Genomic DNA, 19,144 nt, shown 5'->3' with positions numbered 1-19,144 from the left:
CGACAATGCAAAAACTCCTTTTTAATGACAAAGATAGATTTAGAGCGCAGGCCTTATTCCTTGGTAAAGATATTAACTTACAGAACTTGGAGAATTACGTTTGCTTGGCGACTATGCCAGTAATAGTTACAGTCGGTGAACACGGTTGTGCGGTACTGCTGAACTATGGTGCAGTTGTCCTGTTTAATCTTCAACCTGTGGAAAAGGTAGCCTTCTTAACCAAATTGTCCTCTCAAGTTAGTGGCTCTTTTGCCAACCCAGAAACAGAAGAGGTAGAAATTCATCTCAATGTAGCAGAGAGTGAGCGAGTTAAAGAAGGAAAAATTTTGCTGCATGAATTTAGTGTAGAACGCTTGCAGATAGTGGCTGATATTCTTGCCAAGAGTATTGTGCTGTCTCACTATGAAACCAGCCTAGCGACTGTATTCGATCAAATTGAACCGTTTGCAGCAAGTCTCCAGCGTGAAAACAGGAGTAGACGCCAGAGCCGAGAATTACTCCGTCAACTTGGGACTACTCTATTAGTTCAACATAAGATTGTCGGTCGAGTAGAGATTATCGATAAGCCGGAGTTACTATGGGAATCCCCACAGCTAGAAAACTTATATCTGCGCTTGGAAGATGAATACGAAATCCGTGAGCGTCACCATGCTCTAGAACGCAAACTAGAGCTAATTACCCAAACCGCACAAACAGTGCTGGAGTTCATGCAGCATAGCAGTAGCCAGCGAGTAGAGTGGTATGTGGTGATTCTGATTGTGGTAGAGATTCTGCTGTCACTATACGAGATCATTTTCAAAGGCTAAGGCTATATTTGGAGAGCCTAAACCTATTGGACTAACCTAAAACCGCTATATTCCACCAGACGATTTATAATCATCTGGGCTAGGTGCAAAATGTTAGTAAAAAACATTCTTCCCTACGAGCGTGATAGAAAATACTTGTATGATTTATGATTTTTGACTCATAGTGTAAGGATTACAGATAATGCACGTTCTCAAAAGATCCATCAAGCCAGCACCCTATATATCGTTCCTCCACATCTACCAAACGACTTGGGGGACTGCTGGGGATATTTGTTTAATCCGTGAAGCTGTAGCTGAGGAGAGTACAGCGAAGTTTGTCGGGCATAAAATCCAGTTAGCAATTCCCAAAGGGCTGGAGCGCGATCGCATCGCCAACTGTCCCATAATCAAAGTTGCAGGTAATGTCGGCGATGGACATCCAAAAGAGCATCCCTTGGAATGGGAGGCTTATGAAGGTGTAAATACAGAACTAGCTGAAGCGGCTCTCAAACCTTGGGGCTTCAAGTTAATTGAGCTTTAATGTAGGTGGCGAGTTGATCAGATCAACTCGCCGGGACGTGGCGCATTACCAATTCGCTTCAACCATGCCTAAGTATGTACTTAAAAAGCGATCATCGCCTTTTTTCCTTTTCCCCTTTACCTTGCTGTTGACACTCCTCCTCGCCCTGCCTTGGGTAAGCGCGAAAGAAGTGCCTAAGCCGAAGCCGGAAGCGTGGCAGATTAACGGTATCGTTGCTGGCCTTGATGATGGACATGATGGAGTAAAGTCTTAGGGACTTCCAAGAAATAAATTATCCAAATAAACGAACCACTCCAGACGCAGAGAACACAGAGAGAAGAGAAATAGAGAGGATTTTTGCGTCAGTTTTGGGATATCTTTTTATTTGGAAGTCCCTTAACCACGTCCCCAGTCGCGATCGCGTTCATAGCGACGGTTATTATCAATGTTGCGAAGGTTATTATCGCGGTTATATTGGCGATTATTATCGCGGTTATAGCGGCGATGATTATCGCGGTTATATTGACGATTGTTATCACGGTCATAGCGGCGATGATTGTCGTCACGAATGTTGCGAAGGTCGTTCTGGCGGTCATAATCACCATTTCTGTAGTGACGATTATGACGTTCGTAATTACCATCATCGTTGCGTTCATAGCCGTAGCTATCAAACTCAGCAACATAAGACGCTGGTGTATTAGCCCCAGCTTTTGGAGAAATAGCTAAAGCTGATGCAGATGCTATCAAGCCAGCCAGCAAAATAGAGGTAAAGCGGTTCATAATGTTAGTCAAAAATTATTGACATTAATTGATGCAAGTCCAGTCTGTTTAGGAAAAGCAGATTCCACAAGTCTTTAAATCTATGCTATCAGTCTTGAATAAATCAGAAAGTTTTCTTGAGTGCGGTGATTGAGAAAACTTTTGTTGCCTGTGATACTTTCTGACTTTCCAAATCTCATGAAAAGTTAAAATTAAAATGAGTATTTGAACTGGATGAATCCACCTCTGAACTCCGTTAACGAGTCTTTGATAATTAGACATCTCCAGAAATTAAATATGCGTTATGCAGAACCCTTGTAGAGACGCGATATATCGCGTCTCTACATTCTTTTTCACGAGATGTCTATTAAATACGTTACGATCGCACCCTTTCCAAAACCTATCAGCTAGACAAAACGCACACCAATTATAATTAGTGTGCGTTTGCGGTTAGATTTTAGAAATTCCCGATGTTAGATTTTAGAAATTCTCGAACTTAGCGATCGCATCTTTCATTTTATCCACCACCTCATCTACAGCTATAACCCCCAATTCCCCAGAGGCGCGGGTACGGATACTCAAGGTGTTGGTTTCCACTTCCTTAGCTCCCACCACTGCCATCACGGGTATTTTTTCTTTCTCTGCATTGCGAATCTGTTTACCCAAGCGATCGCCACTAGTATCTACTTCTGCACGGATGCCCAACGCACGCATCTTCGCCACCACATCTTTAGCAAAGTCTAGCTGTGTATCACCCACTGGCAATAATCTAGCTTGCACTGGCGCTAACCACAAAGGGAAATCGCCCGCATATTCTTCAATTAAGATCCCAATTAGTCGTTCGAGCGAACCAAAAGGCGCACGGTGAATCATCACTGGGCGTTTGCGAACACCATCTTCAGCGACGTATTCCAACTCAAAGCGTTCTGGCAAATTGTAATCTACCTGCACAGTTCCTAATTGCCACTCCCGATCTAGGGCATCACTAAAGATAAAGTCAAGTTTTGGCCCATAAAATGCCGCTTCGCCAATACCTTCAAAGTGATCCATCCCCAAAGTTTCAACTGCACGGCGAATTGCACCTTCGGCTTTGTCCCAAACTTCATCGGAACCGATATATTTATCACTAGCAGGATCGCGGAAACTGAGTCTAGCTTTAAATTTCTTCAGTTGCAGACTATTGAACACTGACAAAATCAAATCCACCACACTGAGAAATTCACTATCTAGCTGTTCTGGGGTGACGAACAGGTGAGAATCATCTACAGTAAAACCGCGCACCCGCGTTAAACCGCCCAATTCCCCTGATTGTTCGTAGCGGTAAACAGTACCAAATTCCGCCAAGCGCATCGGTAATTCCCGATAAGAGCGTAACTCACTCTTATATATTTGGATGTGGAAGGGGCAATTCATCGGCTTCATGACGAAGCCCTGTTCCTGTGCAGCAGCTTCTTGATCATCTGCCATTAAGGGGAACATATCTTCTTTATATTTCTGCCAATGTCCAGAGGTTTTAAATAAGTCTACTCTGGCAATGTGAGGCGTTACTACAGATAAATAACCCCGTTTTAACTGTTCTTGCTTGAGGAAATCTTCTAAAGTACTCCGTAACAGAGTGCCTTTGGGCGTCCACAAAGGTAAACCCGGCCCCACTAGATCAGAAAATATAAATAATCCCAGTTCCTTACCCAGTTTCCGATGATCTCGCCGCAGCGCTTCTTCTTTGCGTCGCTTATATTCAGCGAGTTGTTCTGGACTTTCCCAAGCGGTGGCGTAGATGCGTTGTAATTGGGCTTTAGTTTCATCCCCACGCCAATAAGCACCAGCAACGCTTTCTAGTTCAATTGCCTTGGGGTTTAATTCGCTGGTATTTTCCAGATGAGGCCCTGCACACAAATCCCACCATTCATTCCCCAGGTGGTAAATCGTGATTGGTTCGTTTTTGATATCTGCCAGGATTTCTAGCTTGTAAGGTTCGTTAATTCCCTGAATCCGGCGTTGGGCTTCTTCGCGGCTGACTTCTTCTCGAATAACCGCAAACTTGCGATTAATAATCTTCGCCATCTCTTTTTTGATGGCTTTGAGATCATTTTCGCTAAATGGTTCTGGATTGTCGAAGTCGTAGTAAAAACCGTTTTCTATCCAAGGCCCGATTGTAACTTGCGCCTTGGGAAACAGCTTTTGTACTGCCATTGCCATTACATGGGAAGCAGTGTGGCGAATCTTCTTTAAGTTCTCCGATTCGCTGGTACGCGGTAAATAAATTTTTTCAACTTGTTCTGAGTGTTCGGACTGATTTGATGAATTTGGCGACATTGGCTGCTGAACCATTGGCGAAGTGATTACAAAAGGTGATTTATCTGAATCTGTAGGCTTATTCAACTATAACGACTTTGATTTTTGGCAGTTCAGCAATATCATCCAACTACTGACTTAATTTGCGATCGCGGATAAAGATAAATTTTTCATCGGTTTGCTGAGTATCAAATTCAGGATTGCGCGCGACGCCGAATAGCCCGTCGTAGACATCGCTAAATTCTCTTATGAATTGCAACTTGCTGTCACCTATACCTATAGACCCCTCTCCAAAGGAACTGTACAAACCCTAGATCAAGACTATATAATAAAAACTGTATTCTTTGTTACAAATTTTTATATCCTCCAATTATGAGAGAATTAAAAAAAGTATTAAGAAACGTAAATAACGTTAATATTAGTAAGAAAGTTTGAAATATCCTTCGCATTTATGTCAGACTCGAATTTACCAGGGACTGATTTGCTGAAAACGGTTTTAGAACCCCTGCTGGAAGATTTTCAGCATTGGTTTACGCGATCGCGTCATTTACTCGAAACCGAGCAACTATCATTTATGAGTCAGCAAGAGCAATCTGACTTGCTTCTGCGGGTTAAGCAAGCGCAGCTTGAACTGAATACGGCAAAGATGTTGTTTAGTGCAACTGATAAACAAGTCGGAATTGATATGGCAACGTTAATGCCAATGCATGAATTAGTAACAGAATGCTGGAATGTCGCAATGCGCTTTCGCCAAGGGCGTGAAGCCTAAGTAACACATGCAAATCTGCTAAATTTTGGTAGACTATTTAGCGATCTATAACGACAACCCTCTTTGCGTCTACACAAGATGGTAAATCAGCCGTCAAATAAATACTAAATACCTCTTAACACTTTCTTAACATTTTTTGGATTAACAAAGTAATGTATCCTATGCTACCGTAAGTGGAATAACGGTTGACAAATAGCTTCATATAAATGTAACCGCACAAAAAGTGCGTCAAACACTAGTCTTAACTGTGAGTCACAGTGTCGGCGAAACAAAGCGTTACAAAATCAAAATAAAGTTTTAAAAATTGCTGTCCTGGAGGAAAATCTAATGTTACATTTGCTTTACATTCTTGCTTTTACAATCCTTGCATTTATAGCTGTTGGCAACTTAATTCGTAACCTGATTATGTTCAGTTTTGATCGGGAGCGAACCTACCCGACGAATTGCTCGCCAATGAATAATCAAGGCAACTATGGCTATTATTCATCAAAAAAACAGTTTGTACCCCATCCAGAGTTATTAGATAGCGCAGGCAATTTAATTAAAGAGCCACTTTTGGTAATGCGTTCGATTAACGTTGAAGACGCGCGTCAACATCTCGATGCACTTTACGAAGCATCCCCAGGACATAAAAGAGATAATTCTGAGGAAGGGTAAAAAAGTTAGGAGTTTGGAGTTTGGGTGTAAATTATTGTTGTTTTTACATCCTCAAACCTTTTTTTAGGAGAAATTTATTACCATCCTTAAATTTGAGGCGATCGCATCGGTAGGCTGGTAAGTTAACATTGTGTTGTCCACTTGGCACAGGTTTAAGTTGCTATGAGTGACAAAGAAGCCGTTATTGAGTTGGTGAAACATTTACTCCAGGATGTAACCCTACGAGAAATTGTTCAGAAAATTGAGTTTATTGCGGCTATACGAGAAGGGTTTGACCAGATTGACTAAGAGTAGGGGTTCCAATTGAGCAGGTTGAGCAGATAATCGATGCATGGACTACCAAGTAATTCTCTAGATAAAAAACAGGTGAGCATTGCAAGATTCTGGCACGCATCAAGATTCAGCCCGGAATTGTAACTGTGAGTTTTTACAAGAAAACGTATTGACAACGTAAATACATCTTGCCTAGACTATGAGGTATGGATGTGTTTTTCGTGCTTAATGGTGTTACCTTCCTTTGGAACGAGGAGAAAGCTTGGATTAATCCTAGCAATCATGACGGCATCACATTTCAGCAAGCCGTAGAAGCTTTCTTCGATCCGTTTCTAGTGGTGGTTGATGCAAGCCGCAACGATCAGGAGCGAGATGCTGTGATTGGCTTGGACAGACGATGGAATCTTCTGTACGTCGTCTACATGGAGCGTGAAAACGACATTATTAGGATCATCTCGGCTCGGAAAGCCACGCGCAAGGAACGTGAATACTATGAAAGCTGAAGTTTTAAAAAAGCGACTCGATAAAAGTCGTCCAATGACAACAATTACAATTCGCATTCCCGAAGATGTGATTGAGGATTTGAAGCGGGTAGCACCATTGTTAGGGTTTTCTGGTTATCAGCCATTAGTTCGCGCTTACATCGGACAAGGACTTAGAGCAGATATTGAGCGACTTGAGGGTGATACTGTTTCAACATTGATTGAGAGCCTGAAACGGCATGGTGTGAGTGATGAGATAATTCGTGAAGCACTCAGCGAAGCTACTGGGCGACGCAGCAACAGTTAGTAACGGTAGATAAAATAGGGAGTCTTGGCATACTCCCTACTGCCTTCCTAAGCTTCTATAACTACCCGCAAATTACCGCGTTTTTTTGCAACGCGACAAGCAGTCGTAGTCCCAGAACGCTCGAATTCTAAATCGAGGATGGTGGGGCCGACTCGCAAATTATGAAATGACAAGCGATTAATCGATTCTGGCAAAGCGGGGTCAATTATTCGCAAGCAGTTATTTTGAGCATCAGGCACTAAGTTAACCATCATTTGTAGTAGTTGGAAAATACTACCAGTAGCCCAAGCTTGGGGAGTGCAAGCAACTGGATACTGTACAGGGGCATTATCACCATTCCTTTCGTAGCCACAGAAGAGTTCTGGAGGACGTTGATAAGGCTGCTGGCTAGTCATGTCGAATAAACCTTGAAAAATTTCCAGGGCTTGATCGATAAGACCGAGCGATCGCAATCCCATTGCAATCAGAGCGTTATCATGAGGCCAAACCGAACCAGTGTGATAGCCCATTGGATTGTAAGCGGGTGACAAACTACTCAGAGTCCGAATGCCCCAACCATTAAACATATCTGGTGCCCGCAACCGTTCTGCGACACTATAGGCTCTTTCGTGGTTGAAAAGACCCAAATGCAGACAATGACCAGGATTTGAGGTAATACTGTCTACTGGGTTGCCATCTCCATCCAAAGCCAAAGCGCAGAAATCTAAATCTTCTACCCAAAAATCTCGATTAAAACGAACCTTAAGATTTCTCGCCTCTTCTTGCCAACGATCTGCCAAATCAAGCCGCTTTTTCATCCTAGCTATTTCTGCTAGACGCATTTTTGCAGCATAGACATAAGCTTGCACCTCACACAGGGCAATTGGGCCGTTGGCTAATTCTCCCTTATGATCTACGATACAGTCGCCAGAATCTTTCCAACCTTGGTTAGCAAGACCGCGTTTAGATTTACAAAAATAGTTAAGGTAACTGGTTTCTTTTGTATGGCGATCGATCCACTCCATTGCTCCTAGAGCATTGGGCCAAAGTTGCTCTAGGAGTTCTTGATCGTGAGTCCAAGCATAATGTTCGGCATACAGCATTAGCCACAGGGGAGTGGCATCAACTGTACCGTAATAGGGTGTATGGGGAATTTCTTGACAACGAGCCATTTCTCCCAAACGTAACTCGTGCAAAATCTTACCCGGTTCTTCTTCGCGCCATTCGTCGTCAATTTTACCTTGGTATGTCGCTAGTAATATCAAGGTTTCTTTGGCGATTTGCGAGTTTAACATCAGGGTTTGAGAAGCTGTAATCAGCGAATCCCGCCCAAAGAGTGTAGAAAACCAAGGCACTCCAGCCGAAACAGTCTTATGCTTACCAAAAGACTGGCGCAACAAATACATATCTTGCTCGGCCCGCTCAATGACTCGATTGAAGGTGCTTTTATCTGAGCTTATGCGGGTAATTTGTTCTACCCAGTGTTGCTCCTCCATCAACTCAGCAGCTTTTGCCTGTCCTAAAGTGAAGGCGGCGCTTACGGTTGAACTAGACTGGTTGTTTTTCAACATGCTGACTCGGTAACCCAGCTTTTGAGTTTCGTGAGAAGCTAACTCTAGCTGCCAAACCGCAGTGTAACCCTTGAAATAGTCTGGTTGGCGATGCTGAAATAAAATCCGGGATTCCATCACCGAGCCATCCAAACCTTGATAGGCGAGTGTTAAAGATTCTTCCCTAATTGGTGGCTCTTTGGGTATAAGCGAAACACTATCGGCTAGAGAAATTGCTTCATCAGCCGTCGGTTCTACTAGACGTAAGAGCCGACCTCGTTTTTCTCTGTCATAGCCGCGGACTTCAAATAAATCAACAAAATCCGCATCAAAGCTGATGCTTAGTTCAAAATCAACAGTTGTTGTGCTGTAGTTAGATACCTCTATTTCTTCAAATAGTGCGCCATTCAGCACCATTTCCCGGCGAATTCCTACAGTTTCGGCTCTTAGGCGTTCGTCGATTCTGGGGTTGGTACACAAAACGGAGAGTGAAAACCCCTTTTCAGCAGTACTACTGAGAAGTACAGGCGATCGCCCCTCAATTTGCAACTCCAAGCGATTGAGAAATCTCGTATCACAACAAAACAGTCCCATACTGGGATTGCCATTGTTAAGGGAACAGCCAGAAATGTTCCCGATAGTATCAGTCACAAAAAATAAATCATCATCTTTAACCGTCAGTGTCGGTTGTGGCCTTTCACTCACAACACAAGGCCACTCCGGGATAGGTAATTGTTCGGCAGGAATAAAAGTTTTTCCATCCAGGAAAATTTTTTCCGGGGTCATTAGCGTATCCGGTGTCATTAGCCAAAGTTCCGTGTACAGGTCTATATTTTTGTGGTCTTCTGAGTAGAGGTTACTGACCCTTACAACTTTCAAAAAAAAGACGCTTTCTAAAACTTGCTTGAGCCATTGGAGCCAAAATAACACTTAACTACTGCTGATAACATAGCGGCGCTCAAACCCGTATAAGCAGATGATAAACTTACATTTTATAACTCTAAATTGACACTCTTTGCACTTGTAGGGCGGAGATTATTTTTTTCTACTAATTATTTATTATACGATTTTGTTTTAAATATCTCTGGTATTTGATTAAACTAATTTATGATAATTCATTAATTGATTAATTTTAATCAATATTAATGATTAAATTATGTGAATGTAGCACTAATAATCGGAGCATCCCGTCAGGTGCAAAAACCTTGATAGCCCTCATCCCCTAACCCCGAATCCCATAGATGGGATTCGGGGAACTAGAATTATGTCTCCCCTCTCCCATATCATGGGAGAGGGGCTGGGGGTGAGGGAAAAGATTTAAGCCAAAATTGGGATGCTCCCGTAATAATTTTTGGATAAGAAAATTTATTTAGTAGGCATAAATCAACGTAGGCAAAGTAGGGGATGACTACAATGGGCTATTTTGCCTACACGTAGACTATTATTTTTCAGTGGTTATCAGTAAAATAAATAGTTAAAATTATATAAAAAATAGTACTTTGCTACTTAGTGCGGAAATATTTTGGTTGTGCAAGCATATTTCAAACTTGGTCGAGAATGTATATTGGGCGTAGTAGGTTGCCAATCAACAAATCAAGTTGTCCGCACTCCTTCTAATTGGTAACAAAGTGTTGCGCCTGCTTTGGCAGAAAGTGCTTAAACGCGTTCTTTACATATTGCAACTCTCTATTTAACTTGAGAGTCCCTTGGAATTTGTACAATGCAGCTGTGACTTTTGATCTTATCGAGGTTGAGCGTTTAACAATAATTCATGAGCATTTCGACTTCTGTGCTGAGTGATCTGCTAAAGTCCCTACCATACTTGCGGCCCCAGCTATATTTTAAGGCTTCACTAACGGCGCTCTCCCATGCGATGGAAGATCAAGTTTTGGCTGCGACTTTAGCTCAACCTCTTGTAATTGCTAGTTTCCAGCGAGAGCGATTCTACCGCCAAGAAGCTCATCGCTACCTGCGACTAGCGTTGCGGAGTAACCAAATATACGTATTATCTGCTCCAGAAACGGATTTCGCCAACAGTTCAGAACACTACGAAAAGGTCGCTTTTGAGCCAACTGATGGCTTAAGCCATGAGTGGCATTTAGTAGTGATTGCTGACAATTATGCAACTTGTCTAGTTTGCCGGGAAAGCCTTGGTTCTATTGCTAAAAACAAGCAACTACCAGAACTAAGCCCCAATCTGGATATAGATGCAGCGCGAAGATTTGAGGGAGTTTGGACATCGGAAAGGGGAGCTAGCCTCAAAGCAGCCGAATTGCTGTTAGATAGGATTTTGGTTTACAGACCAGAACTGGCAAGTAAAATTGAGGAGGGCCGTTACAGGTTTGGTATAGGAGAGCCGCGAAGCTACTCTGGAGCAGAACAGATCAATGAATATGCTTGTGACATTGATACAGATCCTTTTGTGCAGCGATTAGTAACTTACTTGCAAGCTAGTCAGTACAAATTGCACAAAGCCTACCGTTCTATTGCTGCCCAAGCACGAAAAGAACGATTAGTCAACTCGATTAGCACAGCCATTCGGCGATCGCTCGATCCGCACGAAGTTCTCCAGGTGGCGGCACAAGAATTAGGACAACACCTAGAAGCTTGTCGCTGTCTAATTTACCGCGCTCAAGCCACAGATAGCCAAGCCATGATTGAACACGAGTTTTTAAATCCTGGTGTTTTATCTGTTCGTGGGCAAACCTGGGAGTTAGAGAAAAATTCTCTATTTCGGGGCATAGTAGAACTTGGCGAAGGCGTTTGTGTAAGCGATACGCTGAGTGACCCTCGCGTTACTAATTCGCCAGCCCTTTCCACGATCGCCAAAAAGTTTGCCATTCGTTCTTGGCTGATAGAACCAGTATTCTATCAGGGGCGATTATTGGGCATCGTGGAGTTACACTATTGCCGAATGCCACCGCACGAGTGCCAACCTGGGGAATTGGATTTGGTAGAAGCGATCGCCACCCAAGTGGGAGCAGCTCTCATCCAAGCGGAAGCTTACGCCAACCTAGAAGAACTTAACCAGCAGTTAGAAGCCCTAGACCGCACCCGCAGTAACCTCATAGCCATCACCGGACATGAACTGCGTACCCCCCTATCCACCATTCAAGTGTGCCTGGAAAGCCTTGCTAGTGAGCCGGATATGCCTTTAGAGTTGCAGCAAATCATGCTCAACACTGCTCTTTCCGACTCAGAACGGATGCGAAAACTGGTACAAGATTTCCTCACACTTTCCAACTTGGAAAGCGGCCGCGTGGAATGGCATCCAGAATCACTGACTTTACAAGAGTGTATAGATTTATCACTCAGCCGAAATCGCCCGCGTTCTTCAACTGAAAAGCCACCCAAAATCAAGGCTCAAATTGCCGAAAACCTACCTTTGGTTAGAGCTGACGGTGATTGGCTGGTAGAGGTACTGGCAAAACTCATAGATAACGCTTGTAAATTTACGCCACCCCAAGGAGAAATCACCATTAAAGCGATTTACAACAGCCATAAAATGGTCGAGGTGACTGTAGCAGACACTGGACGCGGCATTGAACCGAATCGTTTAGAAATAGTTTTTGACCGCTTCTATCAAGAAGAGGGAGCGCTACGCCGCACCACTGGCGGCACTGGACTTGGTTTAGCAATTTGCCGTCAAATTGTTAATGGCTGGGGTGGCGAAATTTGGGCAGAGTCAACAGGCAAAGACCAGGGTAGTCAGTTTCACTTCACCATACCGATTGTTCAAAGTAGCCAAGAGGAAAAGCGGACAAAAGTCAAGAGTAGATAGGGATTGGGGATTGGGCATGGGGCATGGGCAGGGGGAGAATGATTAATGACCAATGACAAATGACTAAAAACTGTTACAGTCTATGACGCGATCGCAATATGATCCTGGTTGCGGTGTTAGGATTCCCTAAAAACGTTGAGAGAATCACTTATGGCAGAAACACTCTCTGGACAAACCCCGCTATACGGTGGCAGCACCGGCGGCTTGCTCACAAAAGCAGAACTGGAAGAAAAGTACGCGATCACTTGGACTAGCCCGAAAGAGCAAGTTTTTGAATTGCCTACAGGTGGTGCTGCTATTATGCGGAAAGGTGAAAACCTCCTGTATATAGCTCGTAAAGAATATGGAATATTTTTGGGCGGTCAACAACTCCGGAAACTCAAAATTACAGATTACAAGGTTTACCGGATTTTACCCAACGGAGAAACCACTTTACTTCACCCAGCTGATGGTGTCTTCCCTGAAAAGGTTAACCCAGGTCGTGACAAAGTTCGTTATGTAGACCGTCGGATCGGACAAAATCCCAGTCCCGCGAAACTTAAGTTTAGCGGTGTTACTACCTACGACGCTCCATAACTAGCTGTTAGTAGCTAATGGGTAATTAGTAATGGGTAATTGGTAAGTAAAAACCCATTACCCATTACCAATTAGCAATTACTTTTAAAAAAATAATTATGTTTCCGGATTTCTCCCAGTTTTCGGCCTTAGCGCAACAAGGCAACTTCGTCCCGGTATATCAAGAATGGGTGGCAGACCTAGATACGCCCGTATCTGCTTGGTATAAAGTATGTGCAGGTCAGCCCTATAGCTTTTTGTTGGAATCGATCGAAGGTGGAGAAAAACTGGGGCGCTATAGTTTAGTGGGTTGCGATCCAGTGTGGGTTTTGGAAGCAAGGGGCGATCGCACAACCCAGAAAAACCGTGATGGTTCACAAGTCGTTTTTGCAGGCGACCCTTTTACAGCTTTAGCCGAATGTTTAGCACCTTATCACCCAGTCAAGTTACCACAGCTACCGCCAGGAATAGGCGGTTTGTTTGGGTTTTGGGGCTATGAATTAATTCGCTGGATTGAGCCGCGTGTGCCAATTCACCCACCAGATGAGCGAAATATCCCTGATGGGTTGTGGATGCAGGTAGACCACCTATTGATTTTTGACCAGGTAAAGCGGAAAATTTGGGCGATCGCCTATGCTGATTTACGTAATGTAGAGACGTTACATGTAACGTCTTTACAGGCAGCCTATCAACAAGCCTGCGATCGCGTCACCCAAATGCTCGAAAAGCTATCTCTACCTCTATCGCCAGAAAAAACTCGATTGGAATGGAAACCGCCAGGGAGCAGGGAGCCAGGAGGAGCAGAAGAATACACCAGCAACTTCACCCGCCCAGATTTCTGTGCTAGTGTCCAAAAAGCAAAAGAATATATTAAAGCAGGCGATATTTTCCAAGTAGTAATTTCCCAGCGACTATCAACAGCATACACAGGCGACCCCTTTGCCCTTTATCGCTCCCTACGTCAGATAAATCCTTCGCCTTACATGGCTTACTTTAACTTCCAAAATTGGCAAATTATCGGTTCCAGTCCCGAAGTGATGGTGAAAGCCGAAACCGATTCAGATGGTGAAGTGATAGCAACGGTACGCCCAATTGCCGGCACACGTCCACGGGGTAAAACCACCCAAGAAGATGCAGCCTTTGCTTATGATTTACTCGAAGATCCCAAGGAAGTTGCTGAACATGTGATGCTTGTAGACTTAGGGCGGAATGATTTGGGGCGTGTTTGTCAAAATGGTAGCGTAAAAGTTGATGAATTAATGGTAGTTGAGCGCTACTCCCATGTGATGCACATAGTCAGCAATGTTGTGGGTAAATTAGCACTTGCTAAAACAGCATGGGATTTATTGAAAGCTTGCTTCCCAGCAGGTACGGTAAGCGGCGCACCCAAGATTCGGGCAATGGAAATTATCCACGAGTTAGAGTCTAGCCGTCGGGGTGTTTATTCTGGTGTGTATGGATATTATGATTTTGAAGGGCAATTAAATACTGCGATCGCAATTCGCACAATGGTAGTACATGATAATACCGTAAGCGTGCAAGCCGGTGCAGGTATGGTGGCTGATTCTGAGCCAGAAAAAGAATACGAAGAAACGCTCAATAAAGCTAGAGGTCTATTAGAGGCGATTCGTTGTTTGCGTTGAACTGGGGCTTGGGGACTAAGAATTGTATTTCAAGCTTTTGCGCCATTTGAAATGGTATGTTTATTTTTGAATTGTTATTTACGCTGTGCTGTACTATATCATTTTTTTATTTATAAATTGTAAAGATTTTTTATAACTACTTGACAGGAAGTGCGGGCTGCGGTTGGTTCCGCTCTTGGAAGTGAATACACACAAAGCCACCAATTGTGCAAAATGCGTCTTAAGTAAAACTTATATAAAACATAAATAGAACTTCGTAATTTATAACTGAGAAAGTCTTGCTTCTTTGTAACTAAATTGTTATGTTTCTTTACATAAAGATACAAAAGCAACCTTAATGCGTTAAACCACTGTTAATCAAGGTTTTCTAGATAACTATGCAGTTGAGCCTGCAATGTGCTTTGCCGAGTATCCAAACTCACAGGCAAGAAAATTGCTATACCAAAGGTATAGCGATGGCTACGACAAATTACGTCTATGCCAAGACTACTGAGTGCCTTTGTTAACAGCTAAAGGTATTCCCCTTCGTCTTTGCACATTTGATTTTCACATTCGATAGAACTCTAATTTTCTTTTGGGAACATCTGCTATGTCTTTTACCATCAAGTCGGCTCAAAGTATTTTTCCCGGCACCCTAGTTGCTGACATTGTTCCAACTGTTGTCGAATCATTCTCACAGCTCAATGCTGAAGATCAACTAGCATTACTCTGGTTTGCCTATACCGAGATGGGTAGAAGCATTACGGTTGCCGCTCCAGGGGCAGCTAACATGATTCTCGCACAAGGCTTACTCGAACAAATTAAGCAGATGCCTTTTGAGGCTCAAACCCAAGTCATGTACGATTTGGCTAACCGTGCTGACACTCCCTTGTGTCGTTCCTATGCATCCTTCACCGTGAACATCAAATTGGGCTTCTGGTATCAGTTAGGAGAATGGATGGCTCAGGGAATCGTTGCTCCTATTCCAGAAGGCTACAAGCTTTCTCCCAAGGCTGCTGATGTGTTACAAGCAATCAGGAATGCTGATTCAGGTCAACAAATCACAATTCTACGCAATACCGTAATTAGCATGGGATTCGACCCGAACGCTCCCGGTAGTTACAAAAAAGTCTTAGAACCTGTGTCTCCTCCCACTGCACCAGCATTTCGGACTAAAGTCACCATTGAGGGTATCAGCAACGCTACAGTGCTGGGCTATATCAACAACATGAATGCCAATGACTTTGAGGCTGCTGTTGCTCTGTTTCGTTCTGAAGGTGCTTTGCAACCTCCCTTTGAAAGACCGGTTGTTGGTCAAGATGCAATCCGCGCTTATATGCGTGAAGAATGCCAGGGATTAAAGATGATCCCAGAGCGTGGTATATCTGAGCCAGTAGAAGATGGCTATACACAAGTTAAAGTCACAGGTAAAGTCCAAACCCCTTGGTTCGGTGCCAGTGTTGGGATGAATATTGCATGGCGGTTTTTGATAGATCCCCAAGGCAAAATCTTTTTTGTAGCGATTGACTTGCTCGCTTCTCCGAAAGAACTGCTCAACCTAGTACGTAAATAAACCACTCTTTTAGGGTCAAATTAAATATAAAACCTCACCCTCAATCTGGCTTCCCCCGACAATATTAAGGAGAAGGATTGAGGGTGAGGTTTGATCTTATATTTAATTACGCCTACCTACTTATCTACTTTAAATTAAACAGAAAATGGTTTTACAAATGAAATCATTCGATCTAAGTAGGTAGGCAAGATAAAACCAAAGTATGTAACGAAAAGTAAAATCTCTGTATTTGGCTCGTAGTTGCGCCCACTTACTTAATTCAGCTTTATTGTATTTGAGAAGATCGTGTCCCCAGAATTCATTGGTGTTATCGGTCATCATGCGATCGCACCCCACACACCACTAAAATAGAAAGTAAGATGCTCAAAATAGCCTATGAACGCCACTACAACCACTTTACCTTCTACACTCAAATTGAAAATTGACTTAACTGATGAGCAATTTTTCCAGATGTGTCAGAAAAATAGTAATTATAGATTTGAGCGCACAGCATCAGGGGAAATATTAATTATGCCACCTACAGGTAGTGATACTGGCAACCGTAACTTTGATATGGTTGTTGAATTAGGAATCTGGAATAAACAGACTAAATTAGGCAAAGGTTTTGACTCTTCAAGTGGTTTCACTCTACCTAATGGTGCAGAACGTTCTCCCGATGCTTCTTGGGTGAAAATTGACCGTTGGAATGCTTTAACCCCAGAACAACAAGAAAAATTTGCCCCGATTTGTCCTGATTTTGTAGTAGAGTTGCGTTCTCGCACTGATTCCTTGAAAGAATTGCAAGATAAAATGCAAGAATATATCGAAAATGGCGCTCAATTAGGCTGGTTAATTGACCGGAAAAACAAGCGGGTGGAAATTTATCGTCCAGGTAAAGATGTAGAGATATTAGACAATCCTGCTAGTTTATCAGGAGAAAATGTACTACCTGGATTTGTGTTGGATTTACAGCAGATTATGTAGTTTTATTGATATTGATTAGGATAGATATAGCGCATTTCAAAACGACTTTGTTCCCAAAGTGGTATTAAAGCCTGTTTAGCAGCATTTAACTGAGCTTGCGAGAAAGAGATTTTCCCATTTTCTATAATCCAAATAAATGTCCGAGTTATTAAATCTGCTTTTAAACTATTTTCGTATTCACAATTATTTATTCTTGCTATTTGCTGATCTAAGCAATCTATAGCATGTTTAAAAGTCAAGTTTTTCCAGTCTGTCAAATTGTTAGTAATTTCTTCTTGGCTGTTTGTCCACTCAACCTTACGCAAATTTCCTATAATATAGTCTATGCCTGTTATGGATGAATCAGTATTACGCACCAAATTTGTATAGGCTTGATAATATGGTTTCAAGAGCGCAGCAGCAATATTTTCTACATATATATGTAGCCAAGATTGTATGTCACGAAGATAAGGTGCTAACTCTTTGATATTATCAATTTCTATAATAAGCGCCCGCTCTCTTGTGTAATTTGTGATTTTGGCCAGCAATTCAGCTTCAGATAGTTGAGATGCTGAGTAATAATTAATAACTTTTGGAATATATTTCTCTAATAACCACTGTTTGGTATATTTAGCTGTCCAAGTTCCCTTTACTCCAATATCTTGCTTCCATAAGGTTAATTTACCTGTCTCAATAGATTTTAAATTAACATCATTTAGCTCATAGATGATGTTAATTTGATTATTAGGCAATAAATCTAATTTTATATCAAGTTTAGGTAAGATAAATGTATGATCGCGAATTCCTCGACTTACTCGAATTGATATATATTTTCTATGGAATATATGCCATTCTGACTTGCCTTTAGTATAATCAAATTCATTAGCAAACTGCTGCATTAACTCCCATAATTCTTGTTTTACAGAAAAAAGGATAAAACCCCAACTATCTGAAAGTTTTACGAATTCAAAACTCCATGTTTCTAAAGCATTTTCAAATTCAATTATTAAATTTTTATATTCTTGGCAAACTCCATCAATACAAAAACACAAGTCTGCTACTTCTAACTCTGATAAAATTAGAGTTGTTTTACCTAAATATACTTCAAAAGTATTTTTATTTAACTGTTTAAAAAACCGACGACATCCCCAATTTGGCTGCGTGTGCAATCCAGTCATTAATTGACCTAAAATATCTTGATGATTTAAGTAAATTTTTAGACCTCTTAAAATAATGCTACTGAACTCTATTTCACAATTACCCTCTGCAAAAGCTTTGGGTAAATTACATGCGATCGCTACTTTTTTGCTCACAACAACCAAGCGGTAGTCTTCTCTCGTAGTACAAGGCTCAAAATCACTTTTTTCTAAAACATCGTGTAAATCTGGATGATGTCTAATTAATTTTTCTATTAAGTTATATTTAGAATTGATTAAAATATTTACTGTATTTTTTACAAAATCGAAGTTTAGTTGATTATAAAAAATTGAAGCAATATCATTATCTTTAAGGTTATCTATATTTATATCAAATACCAATTCTTTTTTAGAGTAATCTAGGCATTTGAAAACCTTGATAATATATCCATTAGTGACAATAAAAAATAATGGATTAAATTGATTAATGTAAAACTTACATTTCTCGATAGGCTCATTTAATTTAGCCTTTTGAGGTTCTATTACTTTAATAAAAACAAGTGAATTACCAGTGTTTTCTTGCTGAATATCATCTTGAATATAATAAATATGACTTTTTTGTGGATTTTTACCGTATTTTTCTAATTTAGATATTTTTAAAGGGTATTCACGATGACATTTTTCTGGATAACAGAGATAGCGAAACATTGGTGAAATCAACTTTTCTTTTACATCATCTTCATTTCGTAAAATCCGATGGTCAAAACCTTGTATCCATGTGATAAACTTTTTAATTGGCTCTGGAATAGTCATCAGATAATTTCCCTGCTAGTATAAATTTGCTATGCCTTATATTGTTTGTATAATTAGCAATTTATCAAGTCAGGTTGAATAGTATAGTTATTTTGAATACTATAATGAAACCAATCGTCTTTAACTTGACCTGAGAACATTTCACTGTTGTAAAAATATGCCCAGCCCTGGCGAATAGAATTCGGACTCCATCACCCGCGATGTGAAACCTGTCTTCTCTTGAGGGAGACGCTAGGCAACAGTGCTGCTTTACAATGCACTGGCTTGGTTATATAGCCCTTTCCGCATGGATTAAGGTACAGAAATAAATAATTAACACAAATCAACACAGATACTCGTAGGGGTA

General features: G+C 41.7%; 17 protein-coding genes and 1 pseudogene. 13 read left to right on the top strand and 5 right to left on the bottom strand.

Going from position 1 to position 19,144, the window contains the following annotated elements; all coding sequences use genetic code 11:
- The first annotated feature begins 5 nt into the window (after positions 1-5).
- The 3 genes and pseudogenes from V7K32_RS22000 to V7K32_RS28875 form a co-directional block, all read left to right on the top strand.
- Entirely contained in the window at positions 6-806 is an 801-nt protein-coding gene (locus V7K32_RS22000) for an RMD1 family protein (RefSeq protein ID WP_334995907.1), read from the top strand.
- 181 nt (positions 807-987) lie between these two features.
- On the top strand, positions 988-1,326 hold the full coding sequence (locus V7K32_RS21995; RefSeq protein WP_334995905.1) for a hypothetical protein: 339 nt from the start codon (positions 988-990) through the stop codon (positions 1,324-1,326).
- 64 nt (positions 1,327-1,390) lie between these two features.
- A pseudogene (locus V7K32_RS28875) lies at positions 1,391-1,573 on the top strand (hypothetical protein); the annotation flags it as partial.
- 128 nt (positions 1,574-1,701) lie between these two features.
- Here V7K32_RS28875 and V7K32_RS21990 read toward each other — a convergent pair.
- From V7K32_RS21990 to V7K32_RS21980, 3 genes are all read right to left on the bottom strand, one after another.
- Complete coding sequence (locus V7K32_RS21990; RefSeq protein ID WP_334995903.1) at positions 1,702-2,085, bottom strand: hypothetical protein; 384 nt, start codon at positions 2,083-2,085, stop codon at positions 1,702-1,704.
- Between the two features lie 459 nt (positions 2,086-2,544).
- On the bottom strand, positions 2,545-4,395 hold the full coding sequence (gene thrS / locus V7K32_RS21985) for a threonine--tRNA ligase (protein ID WP_334995901.1): 1,851 nt from the start codon (positions 4,393-4,395) through the stop codon (positions 2,545-2,547).
- Positions 4,396-4,489: 94 nt separating this feature from the next.
- Positions 4,490-4,618 (bottom strand): hypothetical protein, encoded by a 129-nt coding sequence (locus V7K32_RS21980; RefSeq protein ID WP_334995899.1) that lies wholly within the window; start codon positions 4,616-4,618, stop codon positions 4,490-4,492.
- A 192-nt stretch (positions 4,619-4,810) separates the two neighbouring features.
- Between V7K32_RS21980 and V7K32_RS21975 the strand changes: the two genes are divergently transcribed.
- From V7K32_RS21975 to V7K32_RS21955, 5 genes are all read left to right on the top strand, one after another.
- Complete coding sequence (locus V7K32_RS21975; protein ID WP_334995898.1) at positions 4,811-5,128, top strand: DUF2605 domain-containing protein; 318 nt, start codon at positions 4,811-4,813, stop codon at positions 5,126-5,128.
- Between the two features lie 327 nt (positions 5,129-5,455).
- The gene (locus V7K32_RS21970; protein ID WP_334878535.1) at positions 5,456-5,785 is read left to right on the top strand and encodes a DUF2973 domain-containing protein; all 330 of its coding nucleotides are present in this window, start codon (positions 5,456-5,458) and stop codon (positions 5,783-5,785) included.
- A gap of 162 nt (positions 5,786-5,947) precedes the next feature.
- Positions 5,948-6,073, top strand: coding sequence for a hypothetical protein (locus V7K32_RS21965; protein ID WP_334995897.1), 126 nt, complete (start codon positions 5,948-5,950; stop codon positions 6,071-6,073).
- Between the two features lie 191 nt (positions 6,074-6,264).
- Entirely contained in the window at positions 6,265-6,561 is a 297-nt protein-coding gene (locus V7K32_RS21960; RefSeq protein WP_334995896.1) for a BrnT family toxin, read from the top strand.
- On the top strand, positions 6,551-6,847 hold the full coding sequence (locus tag V7K32_RS21955; protein ID WP_334995895.1) for a hypothetical protein: 297 nt from the start codon (positions 6,551-6,553) through the stop codon (positions 6,845-6,847). Before V7K32_RS21960 ends, V7K32_RS21955 begins: the two co-directional genes overlap by 11 nt.
- A gap of 47 nt (positions 6,848-6,894) precedes the next feature.
- Here the strand turns inward: V7K32_RS21955 and V7K32_RS21950 are convergent, their stop codons facing one another.
- On the bottom strand, positions 6,895-9,180 hold the full coding sequence (locus V7K32_RS21950) for an amylo-alpha-1,6-glucosidase (RefSeq protein WP_334995894.1): 2,286 nt from the start codon (positions 9,178-9,180) through the stop codon (positions 6,895-6,897).
- Between the two features lie 967 nt (positions 9,181-10,147).
- On the opposite strand from V7K32_RS21950, the gene V7K32_RS21945 reads away from it, so the two are divergent.
- The 5 genes from V7K32_RS21945 (at position 10,148) to V7K32_RS21925 (ending at position 16,870) form a co-directional block, all read left to right on the top strand.
- Entirely contained in the window at positions 10,148-12,157 is a 2,010-nt protein-coding gene (locus tag V7K32_RS21945) for a DICT sensory domain-containing protein (RefSeq protein ID WP_334995893.1), read from the top strand.
- Between the two features lie 150 nt (positions 12,158-12,307).
- Positions 12,308-12,733 carry a photosystem I reaction center subunit II PsaD gene (locus V7K32_RS21940; RefSeq protein WP_334878531.1) on the top strand — a complete coding sequence of 142 codons (426 nt, stop codon included), beginning with the start codon at positions 12,308-12,310 and terminating at the stop codon, positions 12,731-12,733.
- A gap of 95 nt (positions 12,734-12,828) precedes the next feature.
- Positions 12,829-14,355, top strand: a complete 1,527-nt coding sequence (trpE, locus tag V7K32_RS21935; protein WP_334996242.1) for an anthranilate synthase component I — start codon at positions 12,829-12,831, stop codon at positions 14,353-14,355.
- 589 nt (positions 14,356-14,944) lie between these two features.
- Positions 14,945-15,907 carry an orange carotenoid protein N-terminal domain-containing protein gene (locus V7K32_RS21930; protein ID WP_334995892.1) on the top strand — a complete coding sequence of 321 codons (963 nt, stop codon included), beginning with the start codon at positions 14,945-14,947 and terminating at the stop codon, positions 15,905-15,907.
- Between the two features lie 375 nt (positions 15,908-16,282).
- Positions 16,283-16,870, top strand: a complete 588-nt coding sequence (locus V7K32_RS21925; RefSeq protein ID WP_334995891.1) for a Uma2 family endonuclease — start codon at positions 16,283-16,285, stop codon at positions 16,868-16,870.
- 2 nt (positions 16,871-16,872) lie between these two features.
- Here the strand turns inward: V7K32_RS21925 and V7K32_RS21920 are convergent, their stop codons facing one another.
- A complete protein-coding gene (locus V7K32_RS21920) occupies positions 16,873-18,798 on the bottom strand; it encodes a hypothetical protein (RefSeq protein ID WP_334995890.1) in 1,926 nt (641 codons plus the stop codon).
- Between the last annotated feature and the right edge of the window lie 346 nt (positions 18,799-19,144).

The organism is Nostoc sp. (assembly GCF_036917635.1).
Taxonomy (GTDB): domain Bacteria; phylum Cyanobacteriota; class Cyanobacteriia; order Cyanobacteriales; family Nostocaceae; genus Nostoc.
This window is presented reverse-complemented; position numbering and strand designations above follow the sequence as displayed.

Coding starts and splice junctions, on each gene's coding strand:
- V7K32_RS22000 (WP_334995907.1), top strand. CDS start 6: ATGCAAAAACTCCTTTTTAATGACAAAGATAGATTTAGAGCGCAGGCC.
- V7K32_RS21995 (WP_334995905.1), top strand. CDS start 988: ATGCACGTTCTCAAAAGATCCATCAAGCCAGCACCCTATATATCGTTC.
- V7K32_RS21990 (WP_334995903.1), bottom strand. CDS start 2,085: ATGAACCGCTTTACCTCTATTTTGCTGGCTGGCTTGATAGCATCTGCA.
- thrS (WP_334995901.1), bottom strand. CDS start 4,395: ATGGTTCAGCAGCCAATGTCGCCAAATTCATCAAATCAGTCCGAACAC.
- V7K32_RS21975 (WP_334995898.1), top strand. CDS start 4,811: ATGTCAGACTCGAATTTACCAGGGACTGATTTGCTGAAAACGGTTTTA.
- V7K32_RS21970 (WP_334878535.1), top strand. CDS start 5,456: ATGTTACATTTGCTTTACATTCTTGCTTTTACAATCCTTGCATTTATA.
- V7K32_RS21965 (WP_334995897.1), top strand. CDS start 5,948: ATGAGTGACAAAGAAGCCGTTATTGAGTTGGTGAAACATTTACTCCAG.
- V7K32_RS21960 (WP_334995896.1), top strand. CDS start 6,265: ATGGATGTGTTTTTCGTGCTTAATGGTGTTACCTTCCTTTGGAACGAG.
- V7K32_RS21955 (WP_334995895.1), top strand. CDS start 6,551: ATGAAAGCTGAAGTTTTAAAAAAGCGACTCGATAAAAGTCGTCCAATG.
- V7K32_RS21950 (WP_334995894.1), bottom strand. CDS start 9,180: ATGACACCGGATACGCTAATGACCCCGGAAAAAATTTTCCTGGATGGA.
- V7K32_RS21945 (WP_334995893.1), top strand. CDS start 10,148: ATGAGCATTTCGACTTCTGTGCTGAGTGATCTGCTAAAGTCCCTACCA.
- V7K32_RS21940 (WP_334878531.1), top strand. CDS start 12,308: ATGGCAGAAACACTCTCTGGACAAACCCCGCTATACGGTGGCAGCACC.
- V7K32_RS21930 (WP_334995892.1), top strand. CDS start 14,945: ATGTCTTTTACCATCAAGTCGGCTCAAAGTATTTTTCCCGGCACCCTA.
- V7K32_RS21925 (WP_334995891.1), top strand. CDS start 16,283: ATGAACGCCACTACAACCACTTTACCTTCTACACTCAAATTGAAAATT.
- V7K32_RS21920 (WP_334995890.1), bottom strand. CDS start 18,798: ATGACTATTCCAGAGCCAATTAAAAAGTTTATCACATGGATACAAGGT.